Origin of the sequence: uncultured Tenacibaculum sp., assembly GCF_947499065.1 — a bacterium.
GTDB lineage: Bacteria > Bacteroidota > Bacteroidia > Flavobacteriales > Flavobacteriaceae > Polaribacter.
In genome coordinates, this window is record NZ_CANMMT010000012.1 from 62,735 (window position 1) to 82,999 (window position 20,265).

The window sequence follows — 20,265 nt, forward strand, 5'->3', positions numbered from 1 at the left end:
TGCAAAAGAACGCAGTGATGTCTTAATATATTCTTAAAACGGGGTTCGTATGAGTTCGTTTAAGCTTAATCGAACTCTTTTAATGCTTGTTCGTACTGCTTAGGAGTCATGCCTTCCACGGCTTTAAAAGCACTATAAAAGGTTGACTTTGAAGAGAATCCAACCTCTTGAGCTAACCCAAAAACCGATAATTGCTTTGACTTGGTAGATTTCATGCTTTTTTTGAACTCTTCTACTCTAAAACGGTTTATAAAGTGATAAAATGTAGTTTTTGAATGCAATTTGATGAGTGCAGAAATTCTATTTTCCTTCATTTCTAAACTCAATGCCAAATCTCTTAAAGTAATATTTTGCTTAGCATACAATCTTTTTTCTTGGATAGTATCTTTTAAATAATCGTATTCCTTTTGACTTTCAACTAAAGTATCTTCTTGTTTAATCTCTTTTACTTTATCCTTGGTAATATCTACAACATCATTAAGTATTTCTGGTTGAGAAAAACCATTGTATCCAATCCAATATACCATAGCAAATATGATAATTGAAGGAATGCTATTATTTATTGGAATTAAGTTTTCTAAAATAAAAGTAGCATGCAACAATAGTATAAAGTAGATTAAACTCTTTAACCATGTAAGTGTTTTTTGTTCAATATTAGAATAATAATTATTTACCTTTTTCTTATGATCTTTCAATATCTTAAATACGTAGATTACCAATGCTAAATTGAATACATAAAAGATTTTAAATACTTCCATTTCATTATTCTCTTTATCATAATTTCCGAAGAGCAATAATACATTCATTAAAATACCAGGAACAAATAAAAGCCAATACCATTTTTTAAATGGCTTATTAACGGTTTTTATTAAATAGAAGAATAAAAAAACTAAAATGAATAGCACCACTTCAAAAGTAGTTTCTATCTTGCTCAAGAAATTATCACCTTCAATTTCTGACAATTGCATATAAGATAAACTCCATAAAAACAAACCAAGAAAAATATTTCCTTTTTTATTTTTAAAATGTGCAGATAAAAATAGCAGCCCTATCATAAAAGATGCTCCTATAGTTATTGTATTTAGTAGTGTGTTAAAACTTCCCATTGGCGCAATTTACGTTTTAAAAAAATATTTCAGCCTAAATTAAAAAGAGATTATCCCCACAAATAACTATTCTTTTCCATCTTCATTTATCCCTAAACTTTAACTGTTAAAATCCAACTTTTATACAAAGCTTAACATTTTATCAATAATTTAAAAATCATCTTTGTTTTCTTATATATCAACCCCCGATTGCTATGCATACTTTCAAAAAATATATTGAAAGGTTTATCAATTTTAAGGATGATTAGTTCTATTTAGCTTTCGTTTTTTCCCTTCTACAAAAAACAAATTATGGTGTATACCATATTAATCTAAGCTATAAAAGAATTAAACATGTATAATGTTTGTAAACCCAAATCAGAAATACTAAAAAAATACATTTCTGAGTTCACGCTCCTTAAAAAAGAAAATTTTAAACCTATAAATTACCTTGCGTTCCCACACAACAATAGTGCTATTGTTTTTCTATCAAAAGCAACCGTAAGCTACAATGATTATAAAATAACGGTAAGTCAAAATCCTAATAACGTACAATCAGTCGTAGCATTAGGAAAATATTTACATCCTCTCCATTTATTTTATTCAGATGCTGTAGATGAAATTTGTATCAATTTTACGCCCACTGGATTGAATTATTTTTTCAAACAAAACTTTAAGCAAATTGCTGGCAAGCCAATTCAATTTGTAAACAATGAAATCTGGACTAATTTTTCTAAACAATTGTTCAATTATCCCAAACAAGAAAGGATTGAATTACTTGAAAAATTTCTACTATCACAATTACAAGAAAAGGACTTAAGTATCATTGAGCAACTAACAAATATCTTAACAAACGACTTAACAATTAAAGTAAAAGATTTAGCTCTAAAAACAAATCTATCCCCAAGAACTATTAATCGTTTATTTCATACCTACTTGGGACGTTCACCATCAGCATTCAAAAAAATACAACGCTTTAGAAATGCTATCGAAATGAAAAATAATCACAATTCATTAACTGAAATCTCACTGTTAAATGAATACTATGATTCTGCTCATTTCAACCATGAATTTCAGGAACTTACCAATACAAATCCAACATCATTCTTCAATCAAGTATCAAAAGTTGGCGATGAAAAATTCTCATATATTTTCATGTGATGTCCGTTTTATACAATTTTCCCTTTTCATTTTTTTAGAGTTTTGTAGTACTAAAATTAATATTAAAAATAGACTTCCCCCTATTTAACTAAACAAAAATAAAAAAGTTAAACATCTATGATTAGTAAAAAGAAAAAGCTCATCACAATTATTTGTTCATTCGTTTTGTTCCTAATTATACAATCGTGTAGTAGCAATAGTACGGGAAATTTAGTTGAGAATGATACCAAGTCTCCTGTTATTAAATCATTTACAGTAAATGATATTAAAAATGATAAAATAAAGAACCCAATAGTAATTAGTAATACTATTGAAATTGATGCCACGATTACCGATAATGTAGAAGTAAGCAATGTAGAAATTTTTATCGACGATATTAAAGTTATCAATACTACCAAAGCTCCTTTTGAATTTGATATTAATGTTTCAAATTATGAATCGGGAGATCATACTTTAAAAATCAAAGCTCATGATGCAGCTGGAAATACAACTATTTCAGATGTGATTCCGTTTATTATAGACAATGCTTTACCGTCTATTACAGATATTTCTATTAAGGAAGCATCTATCATTAAAGGGACTAACAAGCTTAACTTTAAAGTGAGTGATGATAATGGTATTAATAATGTAGCAGTGCTTTTTGACAACACACTAATTGCCAACATAACCGATGGTAATTATACAATTGATATCAATACCACCAATATTACAGATGGTAAGCATACCTTAGAAATTATTGCTACAGATTCAAATAACAATGTATCTAAAAAGCTGATTAATTTCACCTCTGATAATTCAGGTCCAAAGATTACCATTAGTGCTATTAATGAAGGAAAAGTAATCTCTGAGATCATTCAGTTTTCACCGAAGGTAGTTGATGAATTTTCTGAAATTGTATCTTTTGAAGTATTGCACAACAACAAACGTATTCAATATTTTGATAGCGGAGCTATCAACTCTTTTGACTTTAATCCAAATGCTTATGCTACAGGAAATGGAGTCTTTAAATTTATAGCAAAAGACGCTTTAGGAAATACAAGTGAACTCATTATCAATACTAAGATAAAGCATATTCAGTCACTCATAACTCTTAAAATTCCTGCAGATTATTTTGCTTCAAACATTTCTAAATCTTGGGTGTTTGCTTCAAAGCCAGATGGAAGTCCTATCAATACCGTTAAAATTGAAGCTGGTATGACAGAAGTAATTCTAAATTCAACAGAAGCATTTAACGCTACAGATGAATTTATGCTAACTTTTTTCGATGTGCTAACCAATGGTGCTAACAGAATTTCTACCATTCAGAATTTAACCACAAGTTCTCCAGGTACTATGGAAGTACCATCTAAAAATCCATATACAAAAGATTCTGAAGAAACCTATGAATTGAAGAATTTTACAGCAAATCACAATATCTATTCAGAAGGAATCGATTATAAAGGAAGAAAACTAGGAAGTACGCAATTTAAGGTAGACTATTTAGTTCCTAATAAAACAAACCGTATGTATTTCTATTCGTATAATATTGCTGATCCTGCAAATAGTTATACTTATCAATTTGTAAACAGTCCTGTAAACAATGGTTTTAAAGTAAATAGTATCGATTTTGATAACCAAAACATAACTGTGAATCAATTTACTTTAAAGGATTATTTACCGGGTGCAGATCTTAGACCTGTATTAACTATCCAAGGATTTGAAAGTCAGAACGATTATGAAAACAATGTGTACCACCAAATATTTAATGCAAAATTAGGTAGTAGCGCCATTGGAGCTAACAAGCCAAATGACTATCCTTTAAATACTAACTTTAACGTATACAGACATCGTTTAGTTTCTAGAAACTATATTACAGAAAGAAAAGGAACTCCTTTAGCTAATTTTGAGAAGCCTAATTGGAATGTAAAATACAACACAGTTACTGGAAATAAAGTTAAAATTACCACCAGTGGAGCTGCACATAATGTTGGTAGACTGTGGCTTAAAAATAAACTATCTATCGGAGCTACTTACGACTATAGCTGGACTTTTGTATACGATAGTCAAAAAAATAGTAATGAGATTATTATACCTACGTTACCAGAAGAATTAAAGATCTTAGATTTTTACAATTATAGTAAGAACACTTTTTGGCAAACAAAACAAATAGAATTAACAGCTTATGATAATATTGCTACCTATGAAGATTATATAAGCAAGGTTATTAAAAACAATACAAGATATTATAAAGTTTCAGACCATGTAGAGTCTGTATACCATGTAAGTAATTTCCAAGAGTACCCCGTTTTAATACAAGACTTATTCAATTAAGCAACATAAAAGGCAGCTAGTATTTAGCTGCCTTTTTTATTAGTACTTCACCTAATCTGCTATATTTAAACTTTCATCTTTCCTATTCAATTTGTATTTGCTAAATTGGATGTTTAAAACACATTAGCTATGATTATGAGAATACTCATTACTTTATTATTATTCACCTCACTCACAAATAATAATGAATTTAGCAAACATACTTTGCCATATTCAATTGTTACTTCAAAAGCAGATTTAATTGTTGAAGGACAAATTGATGAAATTAATAATGAAAAATATCAATTTAAAATATCAGATTTTATTAAAGGAAAAGATGATGATACCATCATCGTAAATAAATGGAAACAATGGATGTGTGATACTAGACCTTTAAAATACAAGACTGGACAAAAACTTATCTTGTTCTTAAAAAAAGTAAAAGGAAAGTATAAAGTGATAAATGGAAGCACTGGGGAGTTAATTATAAATGATAATGATGGTATAGTACGCTATAAGTATAATGCTTTACCCAATAGATTAGTTGTAAAAGAAGGAATAAAAATGCTAATAAAATCAATTAAATATAAAGGCAAAATTTATTCAAATGGAAAATTTAAGTTTTTAGTAAGCCAATCTGAATACGAAAAATACAGGAACAAAAATGCGTTTTATTACAAGGTTACAAGAGGATTAAAATATGACTAAATTAAAGAAATATAATCTAGATACTAAAAATACCTTTATAAGATGCTCTTCGAAACGCTAGGCACAACCGAAATGTATTTCTTAACATTTACTCTACATTTCTTATATTAAATCTTAAAAGCTATGATAAAACAACTATTTCAACTTATACTAATACTTTCGATTTTAAATTCTTACAGTCAAAAAATGAAAAACACATATTTTACATGGGATAACTTTGCAAACAATTTTGGGAAAGAAATGGTTTCTGCAGAAGATGTTTATATAAGTATGAAAAAAAATAAATTAACTGATTTTACTTATACAAAACTCGATTTTCACTTTCTATCGGACAAAAAAGAAAAACTTGAAAAACTAAATGAATATCTAAAAAACAATTATGGGTACTCGTTTGAGAAATATACTACTTGGGAAGGTAGCTTTGAATTAAAAGGAAAAACAAATTCGTTTCCTATAACCAAGGATAATTTAATCTATTGGGCTTTAGACATGGTAAAAAGAGGTTATGAATTTGACTGTAAATTAGACGCCTATGGAGCTGAAATTGATAAAGAACCTATCCTTCCAGAGTTCACAAAATCAAAAGAAGATTATTATTTCAATAAAGCAATAGATTTATATAATTCAAATAATTTGAGTGGAGCAATTGCAAATTGGACTATTGTATTAAAAATTAATCCAAAAGAACCAAACTCATACTATTCAAGAGCAATTGTAAAAAATGAACTTTATACCTGGAAGTCAGCTATTGCAGATTATGATAAAGCAATTGAATTAGCACCTAATTTTGTTTCTGCCATCACAAATAGAGGAACGGTAAAAGATGAAAACGGTGATTATGATGGTGCATTAGAAGACTATAAAACAGCATTGAAGTTAGAGCCAAATGATGCAATGACTTATTTCAATATTGGAAACACAAAATATAATCAACAGAAAAAAACAGAGGCTTGTCGGAATTGGAAAAAAGCAAATGAATTAGGAGCCGAATACGCCCAAAAACGGCTTAGAAAACATTGCGAGTAAAATGTACAAACTTGTATTAATATAACTTTCTTTTAATAAATATTATTAGTAATACTAAAAAATGAACTCTTGAGAAAAATAATTTATATAATTGGATTATGTATTTCATTTTTAGGCATTCCTCTTTTCTATTTTATGGGTATAAATACAAACGTAAGTCTAAAATATGAAACGGAGCTTGGAGAATGTATTTCTCAAATTTCCGGAATTGACCTATGTGAACAACAAAATTTGTTTCTCAGACTAACATATGCTAGCGGTATTATATTTCTAATTTTAATAGGTATTTTAATGTATAAAACTTTAAAAAGGAAAACATAACAAAGCTGGGACAACAGAATATAGATAAAGACATGTATAATAAGTATCAATTTGGAGATACTATTTATCTAATTTATGACAAAAAAGAAATTAACTATGTAACAATGCGTCAAAATAGATGAAAATAGATAACAATACACTACCCAAATGTAAATTAGAAGAAAAGAAATTTGAATGGGGAGAGCCATACATAATTATGATTCCTATATTCGATTTAGATATTACAAAAACTGAATCAAGATTAGAATATTTTATTGACCTTTATGGAAAAAACAATTTCAAAATTCAATTGTTAAGGTTTTATAATAAAATTAATAATTATGATGAGACTGAAGGAATAATTAATTTTCAACACGAAGAATTAACACATGAAAAGCGAGTTTACCTAAAAAATAGAATAAATGAATATTTAGAAAGAAATATAGACCGTATTTCTCCTTGGGAACTATATGAACATAATAGTTTTACCAAATTAAGTAATCTTGAATTACATTATATCAAAAACCTTGCTATTGAAATTAATAAAGAAATGTATTATGTTGAAAAAGAATAACCATATACAGTAATGATTATTTAGATTTATTCCCCTCCAATTGCAAAACCTTCAGTCGATTTTACAGGTAGAAAAAACTTAAGAAAATCATATTCATTTTTATGCTATATTCGAAAATTCAAAAAATTAGTGAATCTTTTAAGTTTTATAGAAACACCTACAAGTTCCACACATACTTAAATTAGGTGTAATTTAAAATCAATTATGTTATGAAAAATAAACTATTATTACTTCTTTTTATACTAATAGCTTTAACATCATGCTCTAAAAATGATGATAACACAATACTACCTGAATCGGAATTTAGCCAACACGAAATGAATGTTATTGAATATTTTAAAGAGGTGGCTTTAGGTTTTGAGTTTGGAAATGCAAGTAAAATAACTCGAAAATGGAATTCAGATATTAATATATTTATTGGAGGAGAAAAAAATAATGAATTAATAAATGAGTTAGAAAAAATAATAACAGAAATTAATGAATTGGCAACTGATGGTTTTAAAATAAATATTGTAAACAATTCTTCTCTATCTAATTATTATATTTTCTTTGGAAGTGGAAAAGATTATGCTCAATTATATCCAGGTCAAGTCGATTTGGTTGATTCTAATTGGGGGCTATTTTCAATTTTTTGGAATAGTCAAAATCAATTAATGTTAGGACATATGTATGTCGATATTTATAGAGCTAATCTAGTTGAACAGAAACATCTTTTGCGTGAAGAGTTAACACAATCACTTGGATTAGCTAGAGATTCAAAAAAGTATCCAGAGAGCATCTTTCAGTCAGAATGGACAACTACAAATAAATATTCTTTAATCGACAGTGATTTAATCAGGTTATTGTATCACCCAAACATGAGCGCTGGTCTCACAGAAACTCAAGTCGATGAAGTTTTAAAGGAGATTTTAAGAAATGAATAAAAGCACCTAAAATTCCACAGATATATAAGTTTCAACATTATGAAAACTCTCTCAAAATCAAAAAACGACTTGAATGATTTGTAAAAATTGTGATCAAGAATTTAGTGGTAATTTTTGTAATAACTGTGGGCAAAAATCTAGTACTGATAGAATTAATTACAACTACTTAATTAATGAAATATTGAGTACTGTTTTTCAAGTAAATAATGGAATACTTTTCTCAATTAAGGAATTATCAATTAGACCAGGATATAGTATTAGAGAATTTTTAAATGGAAAAAGAAAAAAACATTTTAAACCAATAGCTTTTGTTTTGTTAACGTCTACATTATATGTACTGACTACATTCTTAATAGGTGAAAAAACATTTTTAGGAAATGCATTTTCAGGAGCAACAAGGGCATTAATTGATAATAATTTAGAAGAAACGACAACCGCAAATATTTTAAATTGGTTGTCTAATAATTTTGGATATTCTTCTTTATTACTCTTACCATTTTTTTCATTTGCATCATATATTTCTTTTATCAATCAAAAATATAACTTCTTTGAGCATTTAATTTTAAACTGTTACATAACTGGACAACAAACACTAATTTATTTAGCTTTCGCGATAATCTTTCTTATACTTAAAATTGACGGATATTACACGCAAGCTGTTCCGTTTTTTATTGCAATATTATTTGTGTTTTGGACTTTTAATCAATTTTTTGAAACCAAAAAAACATTTTCAAAAATACTGTTTACTGCTATTACTTATATTTTATATGTTATTGGAACTACGTTTTTCTTTTTGATATTTGGAATTATTGAAATTATTATTAGAGAATAAAATGCTCCCCTCCTATTACAATACAAATTATACTTCTCGCGAAACCTTCAGCGAGATTCGCAGATAAAAAAACTTAAGATAATCATATTCTTTTTTTGCTATATTCGAAAACTAAAAAATTGTGAATATTTTGAGTTTTATTAAAATACCTAAAAATTCCGCATATAAACAAGTTAGTACACATATAACCAACCAATAATGTTCTGGAATAAAAAAACAAGATTACCAATTACCGAAGAAGACAAAATTTGGGTTGATGAAAACCTTAATTGGTTAAGGACCGAATTTGGTGAAGAGCATTTTATGAAAATAGAAACAATAACACCAACAAAAAACTTCTATAATAGAACTTTTGACGGAACTGAAGAAGATGCGGAATTCATACTCAAACGGACAATGGAATTAATGAACATTCAAGATATTGAAATTAAACTTGAATTCTTTTCAGATGAACCGATTGAGATGGACGATGGAACAATTTTGACAACTCCAGCAGACATGAATGGAAGTTGGCAAAGCGCAAGTGGAGTTTATCAACAAAATGAAAATTATACTGTAATATTAATAGAATCAAGCCAATTAAAAAATACGATTTCTCTAATTGCAACTATATCACACGAATTATCACATCATATTTTATTAGGAGAAAATCGAATAGAAGAAAATGACGAGTTTTTAACTGATTTAACGGCAATAGCTTATGGTTTTGGAATCTTTATTGGAAATTCTCGATTTAATTTTTCGCAGTTTTCGACAAACGGAAGATTTGGCTGGAATTCAACTGGACAAGGATATTTACCTGAACAAATAATTGCCTATGCAATGGCTTGGTTATCCATAGAAAGAAATGAAAAAACTGGATTTAGTCAGTACTTGAATAAATCTATGAAAAAGTATTATGAACAGAGTTATAAATATTTGACTGACGAAAAAAATGAATAAGCACATTTGCTAACAGGCTGAAATGACGAACAATTTTAAAATAATATTTCTGATTTTGACTTTAACTTCCTGTAAAACAGAAATAGGAAAATCAGTTGATTTAAAATCTGACCATAAATTAGTAGCTGAACAGAAACAGAAAACAGAATTGCTCAATTTTACAATCATGGAAATTGATTCGCTTTTTGATAATGGAATTCTGTCTAAAAAATTCTATCCAAATATGTCAGCTTGTGGAGGTAGGCTATATGGTTTCTATTACAACAATGATTTAATATTAATCGATTCTAAATATGGGGCTGAATTAGGATTTTCGAGCCAAAAAATATACTGGAATGGAAACAAAATATTAAAAATTAAATATCGAGAATATTTTGCTGAATGGGAAAAGTATCAAAAAAATTATCCACCTAAAAAAGTTGAATACGACCCAAGTAAGATGACCTATTCTGATACTATTTACGAAATTACTTTTGGAAATAAATACGGGTTTAAAAAAATGGCTAAGGAGAAAGTAATCTCTATAAAAACAGACTCTATTCTTATTGAAAAGCTGACCGATTGTGCGAAACAAATGAAAACAGAATTAGAATCTACAAACGAATAAAAGCTAGCAAGTAACAAACTAATTATACTTCTTGCAAAATCATCAGCGAACTTTGCAGATAAAAAAATTTAAGAAAATCATATTCTTTTTTTGCTATATTCGAAAACTCTTAAAAGTTGCTTGTACATAATAAGTTATAATTAATTATGAAAAAAACGATATATATTTTTTTATCAATTATAATGTTTCTTGTCTCTTGTAAAAAAGAAGAAAAGAAACATTTTTATATTTTCAATGGTAAAAAAATCGATTACAAATTAATAAAATCAAATAAGGACTCTTCCTTTATAAATGGATATGGAGGAAAAATATATCCTAATGGTAACCTTGAATATTTAGCTCTCTTTTCAGATGGAAAAGTTGTTGACTCTCTTTTCTATTATTATGAAAATGGAAACGTTAGAGAAAAAGGGTTAATGAAAAACAAAAAGAGAAATAGTTGGTGGATTTATTTTCACAAAAATGGAAAACTGAATAAAAAAATTGAATGGTTTCAATTAAATGGAAAAGTATTAAAAAATCAAGAAATTTATTTTGATGAAAAAGGTAATATTAAGAAAGAACCAAGTTATTACTTTGACGTTTTAATTCCAGATACTTTAAAGGTTGGGCAAAATATTTCAAGAATTAATAATTATGTTAGTAATCTGAACAATATAGATACGAGATATCTTTCAGTAATAATTGAGAATATTTATTCCGAATCTAAAGTTAGAAATGACACATTTTCTGACGGTAGTTCAAGTCCATTTTTTGTAATTAATTCTAATAAAATTGGAAAAAAAATAATTGAAGGTAAAATCGAAGAAAAAGTTTTAAAAACAGATTTAATAAATAAAGACTCTACGACTTTGACAATTATAGACCAATATAGATTCTTTAGAAAAGAAGTTTATGTGGCTGAAAAACATAATGAATCAGAAATGGAAAAATATATAAAATCTGAATTTGAAAAAATGATAAAAAAAATTAACTCCAACAATCGCTAAAAATTAACACGGATTTTAATACTTAATCCTATGATTAGCATATTTTATATGGTTGTCCATTTTTTTTGATTTGTTTTTAGAACAGAAAAAAAATAAAACAAAGTATAAAATTTCAACTAAGTTCTTAATCAGAAATTAAGTCCTTTTTAATTCCCATACTAACCGTTAGCTATCATAAAATAAAATCGATTTAGTAAAAGTAAGTTTTAAAGTATTATTACATCTTCTTTATTTATATTGCATGTTATAAAATTGCAAAAAATAAACGGAACCAATTTTTTTTAAAATTTCGCATATAAACAAGTTGGCAATAATAAAAATCGCGCTCATGAAAAAAATCAATCTTGTAATAATAATTTGTCTTATTCTCTTTTGTTCTTGTCAGAATAATGGTGAGGAGGAATTAAAAGTTTTTCCTGTTGAAAGGATTAATTCATCAAATCCAGCCCCTATTCCAGTTATGAATGGAACTATTCCTTTTATACCTGGAAAAAATACTCCTCAGGATGCAACTTATAGAATGTATTTCGATACATCTGAAAACCCTACCACAGTATTTGATTTGAAAATTCCTGAAAAAAAATACACTAACCTAAAAATTAATACAGCTTATTATTGGAGAGTTGAGACAATAAGTAATAAAGGAGAAGTTTTGGCTAGCTCTCCTGTATGGAAGTTTATTACAGGAATTACAATTACAGTTAGAACTCAAAGTGATTTAACACTTTTAGGTAGTAATAAATATTCTAAAATAGAAGGTATATTAATTATTGGAGACCTTATTAATCTCAATGGCTCAGCTCCTCCTTCAACTGACATTAGCGATTTATCTCCCTTAAAGGAATTGAATCAAGTTTATAAACTTGTAATCAACAATAATAATTTACTTAAAAACCTCAATGGTTTGTCAAATCTTAAAATTATTAATGATGACTTATTTATTGGTCAAGGTCAAGATTTAAAAGGAGGAAATTCTTCTTTAGAAGACATTAGTGCTTTATCAAATATAGAATCTTTAGGTGGAACACTAATAATCTACAACAATGATAATCTAACTAGTTTAACAGGTTTAGAATCTTTAAAATCAATAAGTCAAGATTTAGTAATTGATAATAATATGAAACTAGATAATTTTTGTGCTCTTGAATTACTTTTTAATAATTCAGGATTATCTGGAAATTATTATGTTAAGGATAATAGTTTTAACCCTACAAAAACAAATCTAATAGACGGAAATTGTAATTAATTATTAATGACACCGTAAAAAATTAATTACTAGCTTTAAGCAGTTTACGAAAGTCTTCGCTGATTTTTTACCTGTGATTTATTTACTAATCTTATTAATTACTACTCCCCTACTTACCATATACTAAACGTTGTAGTGCATTTGAGCAAAATGAAAATTAGACAAATAACAATATTGATTTTTGGGGTGATAGCTACCTTTTCGTGTAGAAAATATATTGATAAAAAAACGACTAACTATCAGTATTTTGACATGCAAATATCTGACTCCATTTCAACCGAAAAATTAAAAGCAGTAACAAATGAAGAATATCTACAATATGGAGTAAAAATTGCATTTGTAAATGAAAATAACGACACTATAATTCCATTTGGAAAATATGCTTACTATGGAACTGACACGCTAGAATTCTATGCAAATGTTATTGAACACCCAAATGACAGCATTTATGGAAGACGAATTGCTATTGACCGAAATCAAAATATCTTGTTTGACCTCGTAATGTTTGACAATGGACCAGAACCTTTCAATGAGAATTTAACGAGAGTTTTTCGAAATGGAAAAATGGGATATGCGAATAAATATGGACGAATAGTCATTCCTTGTGAATATGATTATGCAAAATGGTTTGAAAAAGGAATATTTAGATTTAGACGAACACAAAAAAGTTGAAAGTGACGAATGGTTCTTTATTAATAAAAAAGGAAAGAAAGTAAAATAAACACAGCAACAATGTATAACCACAATTACACCGGATTCAATTACACTCGAATCCATTCGGAATTACGAGTTTCAGTAATTAAGCGTAAAACAGTAATTTAAAACTCGTAACTGACGGTTATACGAGACCGTTGTTGACAAATATTGAAAAGTGACTGAAATAAAAAATATAATATCTGAATTAAAGAAGAATAATAAAAAAGAAGAAGCTTTTTTTGGATTTTATCATCAAGAAGGAGACGAAAATAATACATGTATAAAAGCAAATAAACAAGGTCTTGAATTATTTTCTGCCGAGTTATTAAAAGCCAGACTTGAAATTGAAAAGCGCAAATTTGAAAATGGAGAAGTTGAATATGCAGAATTGGAAATTGACTGGACTAACTCAAATGCTGATTTCTATTTTGACAATGTAGAATTGACATCAAAAATAAAAACTAAAAAAGAAAACTCTTTCCCTGAATATAAAGAAACGTGGAAAGATAAATTCTATGGATATTTGATTTTTGGAATTATCATTAGTTTGGTAATTATTTTCATAATTGGATTTGTAACAACTATAAAATGGATTTTTTAGAAAATAACGATTTGCCAACAGTATATAACCGCAATTACACTCGAATCCACTCAGGATTGCCAACATCTGTTTCAAACCAAAATTTAATAAATATTACCCCATAACTAACTAATGCTTGTACAAAACGCTATAAGTATTTAAAAATAACAAAATGAAATATTACTCAATTTTAGCATTCCTCATTTTCCTTATATCTTGTACAAATAAGCGAACTGAAATAATATTGAATGCAGAAAATGTTGATGGACTAACTACTGAAGCAAACATAACTCTAAACGGATTTGAAATTGGAAAAGTAGAAAACTTGAATTTAACCTCAGAAGGAACAATTGACATAAAGTGTGAATTAAAATCTGACATTAAAATTCCAGTTGATTCTAAATTTGCAATTGAAAGCATCAATTTACTTGGCTCTAAAGGAATCTTCGTCAAATTAGGAGAAAGTTCTGAGAACTTGAAAAATGGAGACAATATCGAACTTTCAAAAATTGAACCAACAAACTTGGAAGACTCTTTAGCAATTAAAGTTGGAGACTTCCTAGAGAGCTTAACAGGCAAGCAAAAACAAGACTCCATATTGATTGAGTTACGCAGACTTAATGATAACCTTGAAAAACAGCATAAATAAAGAGTAAAAGGAGTTTTTAAGGAACTATAACATCTTCTTTATTTATATTGCATGTATAAAATTGCTAAAAATAAACGGAACTTATTTTTTTAAAATTTCGCATAGCCAACTAAATTAGACAGATACTAGGAACAAAGTTCTGCATATATAAAAGTTACACTTTAATTTAATTATGATAAATGAATTTAAAATGATATGGAAGGAGCAAAACTTAGAGCACTCTCCCAATTCTTCTCATTTTGAGTATCTCATTGATGGAGTAAACTTAAAGGATATTATTGATGCTAAATATGGTCATAATGCATTTGTTGAGCAGAATGGATTTCTGGGTTGGATTAATGAAAAACTGAATTTAAAAAACCTGAGACTTAGCGAGCAAATTCTAAAAGGAGAAAAAATCAACAATCTTTTATTAGCAGATGATAGCAAATTATTAAACTATGATTTTGAGTCTAAAATTCCAATATACACATGTCAATGCGGAGATATTTACTGTAGTGGTTTAATCATAAATTTTGTTATATCTGACAATAAAATAACTTGGGACTTTGGTGATAAATTAATGCCTATTTTTATATTCGACCTTGAACAATATCGAGAAGAAATCGATTCAAAAATTAAGAAACTTAAGAAAAATAAGTATGACAACACCTAAACCGCATTAAAACACAATTTAACCAAACAATGAAAATTTTAGTTTCGACAATATTATTTTTTCTTTTTTATTCGTCTTACGGACAAACCGTTTACGAATTAAATAAAGCAGAATTAGAACATTGTCATACTTGTAAACCAAAAGACAAGAACCCTAATCCAAATCCTGATTGGGTAGAAACTGACTTAACTCGTTACAGAGAAATGGTAAATCCAATTGAGAACTTAAAACCAACTGTAACTCATTATCTAACTATATATCCTTCACTTTTATCTGGTAAAGGAAATGCATCGAGCAAAACAATAGAATTATTAGATGAACTAAAATTGATTTCTCACGATTTCTATGGTGGCTATACAAGTTTTAACTTAAAAATACTGACTTATAATGACCTAATAGTCTATTCAAGATTGGACATTAAAGTTGAGGATAATGTATTTGAAAACAACTATCTTAAAGAGATTACAATTCCACTAACTTGTAGTGGAGCAAATATGGAGTACTATAAACTATTCAACGAAAATCTTTCAGAATATCAAAAAAAGTATCCGAATTTTACTTTAGAAATTGACACGAACAGATACAGCATCGACGCTTTAAATGCGTATTACAATCTTAACCAAGTTGAGTGGAATTTAAACACTTATCATGTTGATGACGACTTTGTTCATTTTGCTAATACTTTTTTCAAAAAGCTTTTGGAAAACAAAGAATACGATGTTATCAAAAAGTTGATGTTCGGTGTGAATCCTGTAACAAGGATTTACGCTTATTCTGCATTGGAAAGAGCAAAAAAAGATGGATTTGACATAGATAACGAAACAAAAGAACAAATGGAAATAGTAAAGAAAAGCGGATTGAAATTTAAAAGCGGAATTTTAAGTTGTTGGACTGGAAAGTTTGACTATGATTATTATGATTTTTCCATAGAAACGAAAGAAAATTAATAAAAAATGTTGCCTAACAATGGCTATAAGTAATTGCTAATTCTCGCCTACCACTCACCTACTCTTTAACAAAACTACTTATAATCCTTGCAAAATCATCAACGAACTTCGCAGGTAAAATAAACTTAAGAATACCATATCCTTTTTTTATGCTATATTCGAAAACTCTAAAAATTTTGAATATTTTGAGTTTTATTAAAACACCAAAAAAGTTCCACATATACACTAGTTAGGTGAAATTTGACCAAAAATGAAAATCAAATCGATAATATTAACTTCCTTTTTAATTATTTGTAGCTGTAAAGAATCGAATAACAAAAACAGACTAATTAATCAGAAGGAAGAAAAATCTATGATTATTGATTCTGTTAAATCAAAAAAGAAGGAATTGATAATTCACGAAAAAATTCCTATTCCTGAATTGATTGATTTTGTAAAAGAAATTGAAAAAACTGAATGGATTCCTGACACTTTAAGACTTAGAAAAAAGAAATTGTATGAATATTTGGGTAAAAAAACTTCATTTAATGGATATCCTTTTTATAGTATTGATTATAAAAACACAGACTTAAAAAAAGCTTGTGAATTTGAGCCAAATATTTTAATGAGACAATCACCAAACCTTGACATTGAATTGTTTAAAAATGCTAAAAGTATTTGGGGATATTTTTACAGAGATAAAAATGGGACGAACACAATCTCTGATGGAATAATAGAACAATGGGAATTTGAAACTGAATCGGACGCAATAAAAGCTCTCAAACAAATTCAACCTGCTGGACATTTTGTTTACTTTAATACAATGCCTTTTCATTGTAGAGTGAAAAATTATTTAATAACATTTAGGACAAGAGCAATGATTTTTAGTTACGACCAGAAAAAAATATTTGAAAAATTTAAAAATAAAAACTGCACCTAACAATGTATAATCTCAACTACGACGGATTCAACTACGTCCGAATCCACTTGAAATGCTAAAATCAATGTTTAACCGAAAATAAGTAATTTTAAATCCGTAACTGACGGTTATACGAGATCGTTGTGTACAATATTAAAAATGAAAAAAACAGATATCATATTTCAAGAATCAGAAGTCGAACAGGTCTTCCAAAAACTTATATCTGATTGGAATGAATTGACTGATTTCTATAATAAGGAAGTGAAGTTTGACTATGAAGATCCTAGTGATCGATTGGCTTATATTGACATTGCAGACATTTCCAGATTCATAGTTGATAAGAAAAAATCAGGGCAAACTGAAAATTTTGAGACTTTCTTCAAGAATGTTGAAGAATTAATGACTCTTGGAGACGATTATGTTAAGAATTTGATTGTAGTAGGGTTATTTGAAGGAATTCAAAACATAGGAGGTTATGAAATTGACTATTATAAATCCTTTGATAAATGGTTAAATAAAAACTCATTAAAAGCTTGGAGGGATTTGATAGATAGCTGGGAAAGTTTGGACTGGAAAAAGACTAATTAAAGGCAAAAGATTTTAAATAAAAGGAAATAAACTACCTACAACAATGGCTATAAAGCATAGGTCTATAAGCAATCAAACCGTTCCTATGCTACATATCCGGATCGTTGGCAATAATTTAAGAAATGAGAAACTTCATATTTACATTAACCATTTTATTTTCCATTAATTCATTTGGACAAATAATAAATGATGAATCTTATTTGGATTTAAGCTTTTTAAAGTTTAAAACTGAATTACTTAATTGTGTAATGCAAAAAGACACTTTGAAACTAAAGGATTTTTTAGCAGAACGAGTATTTGAAAGTAAAGATATTTGTGGATATCCTGGATGTCCTAAAGATCAGCTAATAAAATATTACTTTAAGGAAAGTGCTGAAGATTCTTGGAAAGATATGTTGGCTATTTTAAGATTTGGTTTTAGTCGACTTGAAGATGAAAACCCAGATAACATTGTGCCTCACGATAAAGTAATTTTTCAAGGACCTTCCTATTTAAAGAAAATAGATACCGAAAATCAACTCTTGATTTTGGGAGAAAATGTTAATATTAGAAAAGAACCGAGCCTCAAGTCCGAAATAATAAGAACTGCTACATACGAAGTTTTTAATTGTGATTGTAACACTTTAACAATGACAAATAAAACATATCAAACTGTTGACGGAATTAATTGGATTGAAATAAAATTAGAACAAAATAAAATTGGTTATGTTTCATCTAAACTTACTTCTTATGATTTAATAAAGGAAATGACAATTGCTAAAGTAAATGGGGAATGGAAAATAATATCTTGGTTTCAAACATCAGGATGTTAAAAAAACTGTAGCCAACAACGGCTATAAGTAATGCGGAGCTGTATTGCAAAACAAGACTCTCTGCTTCTTTTTCCGCTCGCAATTTGTATCTTTATTCAAGAAAATAACAAACATAAAAGAGGCTCGCTTAAGTCAGTGCTCAATCGAATCTGAAAGGCTTTCTAAAAACTCGCACTACACATAGCAAGAACGTTATGTGTCATTAAAAAAATCCGAATGAAAACAAATTTTGAAATAGAAGATAATTATGCAGTTCAACTAAATGGAACTCATATTGACCTTCACAATAATTTTGACTTTATTGGACTTACAAAAAACGGAAAGAACATAAGAGTTGACTTTAAACAAACTAAAGGTGATTGGGTAAATTATGATGAATTCAAAAATCTAAAATTTGAATTTAAAAATGTCTCATATGAATACTTTGAAGAAGGAGACTCAAAGGCCGTGAAAGAGGATACCGAACGACTTGGAGAAATCACATTCTTTCCAGCCAATTCTAGAGAAATAAATAACGGTTTTATACAACAAGCCAAACCGAAAATCAATGATGACTTAATGATGCTTTTTGAAGACGGAAAAGTAATTCGGATTGGTTGCGATGAAATTGAACTAATAGCAGAAAAATAAAAACGAACGCACAACAAAGTATATAGCACTTTTAAAGCACACACTATACACAGACCGTTAACAACAACCAACCAAAGCACCTCTACAAACTCCCTACCTACCTTTTCTTAGGCAATTTTTAGTCCTACCACTCACCTACTCTTTAACAATACCACTTATAATTCTTACGAAATCTTCAGCGAACTTCATTAATAGAAGAACTTAAGAAAACCATATTCTTTTTTATACTATATTCGAAAATTAAAAAAATTGTGAATATTTTGAGTTTTATTAAAACATCTAAAAGATCCGCATATAAACAAGTTGTGCACAAATTAAAAACCAACTATGGCCATATTTGATATTTTTAAGAAAAAACCAAAATTTGTTGATGACTTTTTTGGAGAAATGGGATATACAAAATTCAAAGATTCTTTAAAGAACTTTTACGACGGAGAAGTACACTTTCAAGGAAAACTGATTAGAATTAGTTTAGACGCTGATGAAAATGGACCAACAGATGAACAAAAAAATTTCTTTAAAAAGTTGGACAAAGAATATGATGAAATCAAAGAAAGTATAATACTTCCGTTCTTAAAAAAAGAGTTAGAAGATAATATTGAGGATGCTGGACTTAATGACTTTGATAACGAATTTGATTTTGATGGAATTTCTATCGGTCGAATTAAAAAAGATAAAACTGAATGGTCAATAACATATGATTCGAAACCAATGAGACACTATGTTTCAATTGACTTTGAAGGAAAGGAACCAAAATATATGACTATTGACGGATAAAATAACTTGTGTACAACAATATATAACCACAATTAAGGCGGAATCAAATACGTCCGAATCCATTAGGAATTGCTAAGGTCAGTGTTTAACCGAAAATAGATAACTTTAAATCCGCAACTGAAGGTTATACAAGACCGTTGCCCATAATTATGAAAAACTCAATTCTAATAATAATTTTAGTTCTTACAGTAAACTTTTCGTTTGCTCAAGATGACGGATTTCAAGAAGATTATTTTCGAGAAGAAGTCAATGTAGAATTAATAGAAAATTATACAGCTTGTGAACTTTTTTGGTCTGAAAAAGGAATTTCGGAATTTAATGGTAAAACTGAAATTTGGAGTATATGTAACT

General features: G+C 28.2%; 23 protein-coding genes. 22 read left to right on the plus strand and 1 reads right to left on the minus strand.

Annotation, left to right across the window (positions count from 1 at the left end):
* Window positions 1-65: 65 nt before the first annotated feature.
* Window positions 66-1,106, minus strand: a complete 1,041-nt coding sequence (locus Q0958_RS17180) for an AraC family transcriptional regulator (protein WP_299125353.1) — start codon at window positions 1,104-1,106, stop codon at window positions 66-68.
* Window positions 1,107-1,439: 333 nt separating this feature from the next.
* On the opposite strand from Q0958_RS17180, the gene Q0958_RS17185 reads away from it, so the two are divergent.
* The 22 genes from Q0958_RS17185 to Q0958_RS17290 all read left to right on the plus strand — a co-directional run.
* A complete protein-coding gene (locus Q0958_RS17185; protein ID WP_299125355.1) occupies window positions 1,440-2,246 on the plus strand; it encodes an AraC family transcriptional regulator in 807 nt (268 codons plus the stop codon).
* A 117-nt stretch (window positions 2,247-2,363) separates the two neighbouring features.
* Window positions 2,364-4,556: an Ig-like domain-containing protein gene (locus tag Q0958_RS17190; protein WP_299125357.1), complete on the plus strand. Its 2,193-nt coding sequence runs from the start codon at window positions 2,364-2,366 to the stop codon at window positions 4,554-4,556.
* A 129-nt stretch (window positions 4,557-4,685) separates the two neighbouring features.
* Window positions 4,686-5,243 carry a hypothetical protein gene (locus Q0958_RS17195; protein WP_299125359.1) on the plus strand — a complete coding sequence of 186 codons (558 nt, stop codon included), beginning with the start codon at window positions 4,686-4,688 and terminating at the stop codon, window positions 5,241-5,243.
* A 186-nt stretch (window positions 5,244-5,429) separates the two neighbouring features.
* A complete protein-coding gene (locus tag Q0958_RS17200) occupies window positions 5,430-6,269 on the plus strand; it encodes a tetratricopeptide repeat protein (protein ID WP_299125361.1) in 840 nt (279 codons plus the stop codon).
* 439 nt (window positions 6,270-6,708) lie between these two features.
* A complete protein-coding gene (locus tag Q0958_RS17205) occupies window positions 6,709-7,143 on the plus strand; it encodes a hypothetical protein (protein WP_299125363.1) in 435 nt (144 codons plus the stop codon).
* A 209-nt stretch (window positions 7,144-7,352) separates the two neighbouring features.
* Window positions 7,353-8,066 (plus strand): DUF2927 domain-containing protein, encoded by a 714-nt coding sequence (locus Q0958_RS17210; RefSeq protein ID WP_299125365.1) that lies wholly within the window; start codon window positions 7,353-7,355, stop codon window positions 8,064-8,066.
* Window positions 8,067-8,139: 73 nt separating this feature from the next.
* Entirely contained in the window at window positions 8,140-8,898 is a 759-nt protein-coding gene (locus Q0958_RS17215; RefSeq protein ID WP_299125367.1) for a DUF3667 domain-containing protein, read from the plus strand.
* Window positions 8,899-9,096: 198 nt separating this feature from the next.
* Complete coding sequence (locus Q0958_RS17220; RefSeq protein ID WP_299125370.1) at window positions 9,097-9,840, plus strand: hypothetical protein; 744 nt, start codon at window positions 9,097-9,099, stop codon at window positions 9,838-9,840.
* 55 nt (window positions 9,841-9,895) lie between these two features.
* Window positions 9,896-10,447, plus strand: coding sequence for a hypothetical protein (locus Q0958_RS17225; protein ID WP_299125373.1), 552 nt, complete (start codon window positions 9,896-9,898; stop codon window positions 10,445-10,447).
* Between the two features lie 146 nt (window positions 10,448-10,593).
* On the plus strand, window positions 10,594-11,436 hold the full coding sequence (locus Q0958_RS17230; RefSeq protein ID WP_299125376.1) for a hypothetical protein: 843 nt from the start codon (window positions 10,594-10,596) through the stop codon (window positions 11,434-11,436).
* 328 nt (window positions 11,437-11,764) lie between these two features.
* Entirely contained in the window at window positions 11,765-12,682 is a 918-nt protein-coding gene (locus tag Q0958_RS17235; protein WP_299125378.1) for a hypothetical protein, read from the plus strand.
* A gap of 150 nt (window positions 12,683-12,832) precedes the next feature.
* Entirely contained in the window at window positions 12,833-13,354 is a 522-nt protein-coding gene (locus Q0958_RS17240; protein ID WP_299125380.1) for a WG repeat-containing protein, read from the plus strand.
* Between the two features lie 199 nt (window positions 13,355-13,553).
* The gene (locus tag Q0958_RS17245; protein ID WP_299125383.1) at window positions 13,554-13,979 is read left to right on the plus strand and encodes a hypothetical protein; all 426 of its coding nucleotides are present in this window, start codon (window positions 13,554-13,556) and stop codon (window positions 13,977-13,979) included.
* Window positions 13,980-14,130: 151 nt separating this feature from the next.
* Complete coding sequence (locus tag Q0958_RS17250) at window positions 14,131-14,607, plus strand: MlaD family protein (RefSeq protein ID WP_299125385.1); 477 nt, start codon at window positions 14,131-14,133, stop codon at window positions 14,605-14,607.
* A gap of 190 nt (window positions 14,608-14,797) precedes the next feature.
* Window positions 14,798-15,262, plus strand: a complete 465-nt coding sequence (locus Q0958_RS17255) for a hypothetical protein (protein WP_299125387.1) — start codon at window positions 14,798-14,800, stop codon at window positions 15,260-15,262.
* A gap of 29 nt (window positions 15,263-15,291) precedes the next feature.
* Window positions 15,292-16,209: a hypothetical protein gene (locus tag Q0958_RS17260; RefSeq protein ID WP_299125389.1), complete on the plus strand. Its 918-nt coding sequence runs from the start codon at window positions 15,292-15,294 to the stop codon at window positions 16,207-16,209.
* 250 nt (window positions 16,210-16,459) lie between these two features.
* Window positions 16,460-17,128 (plus strand): hypothetical protein, encoded by a 669-nt coding sequence (locus Q0958_RS17265; protein ID WP_299125391.1) that lies wholly within the window; start codon window positions 16,460-16,462, stop codon window positions 17,126-17,128.
* 216 nt (window positions 17,129-17,344) lie between these two features.
* Entirely contained in the window at window positions 17,345-17,695 is a 351-nt protein-coding gene (locus Q0958_RS17270) for a hypothetical protein (protein ID WP_299125395.1), read from the plus strand.
* Between the two features lie 122 nt (window positions 17,696-17,817).
* Window positions 17,818-18,507: an SH3 domain-containing protein gene (locus tag Q0958_RS17275; protein WP_299125398.1), complete on the plus strand. Its 690-nt coding sequence runs from the start codon at window positions 17,818-17,820 to the stop codon at window positions 18,505-18,507.
* A gap of 216 nt (window positions 18,508-18,723) precedes the next feature.
* On the plus strand, window positions 18,724-19,137 hold the full coding sequence (locus Q0958_RS17280) for a hypothetical protein (protein ID WP_299125400.1): 414 nt from the start codon (window positions 18,724-18,726) through the stop codon (window positions 19,135-19,137).
* Window positions 19,138-19,464: 327 nt separating this feature from the next.
* Complete coding sequence (locus Q0958_RS17285; RefSeq protein WP_299125402.1) at window positions 19,465-19,914, plus strand: hypothetical protein; 450 nt, start codon at window positions 19,465-19,467, stop codon at window positions 19,912-19,914.
* Between the two features lie 149 nt (window positions 19,915-20,063).
* The coding region (locus Q0958_RS17290; RefSeq protein ID WP_299125404.1) for a hypothetical protein at window positions 20,064-20,265 on the plus strand (202 nt) is incomplete at its 3' end.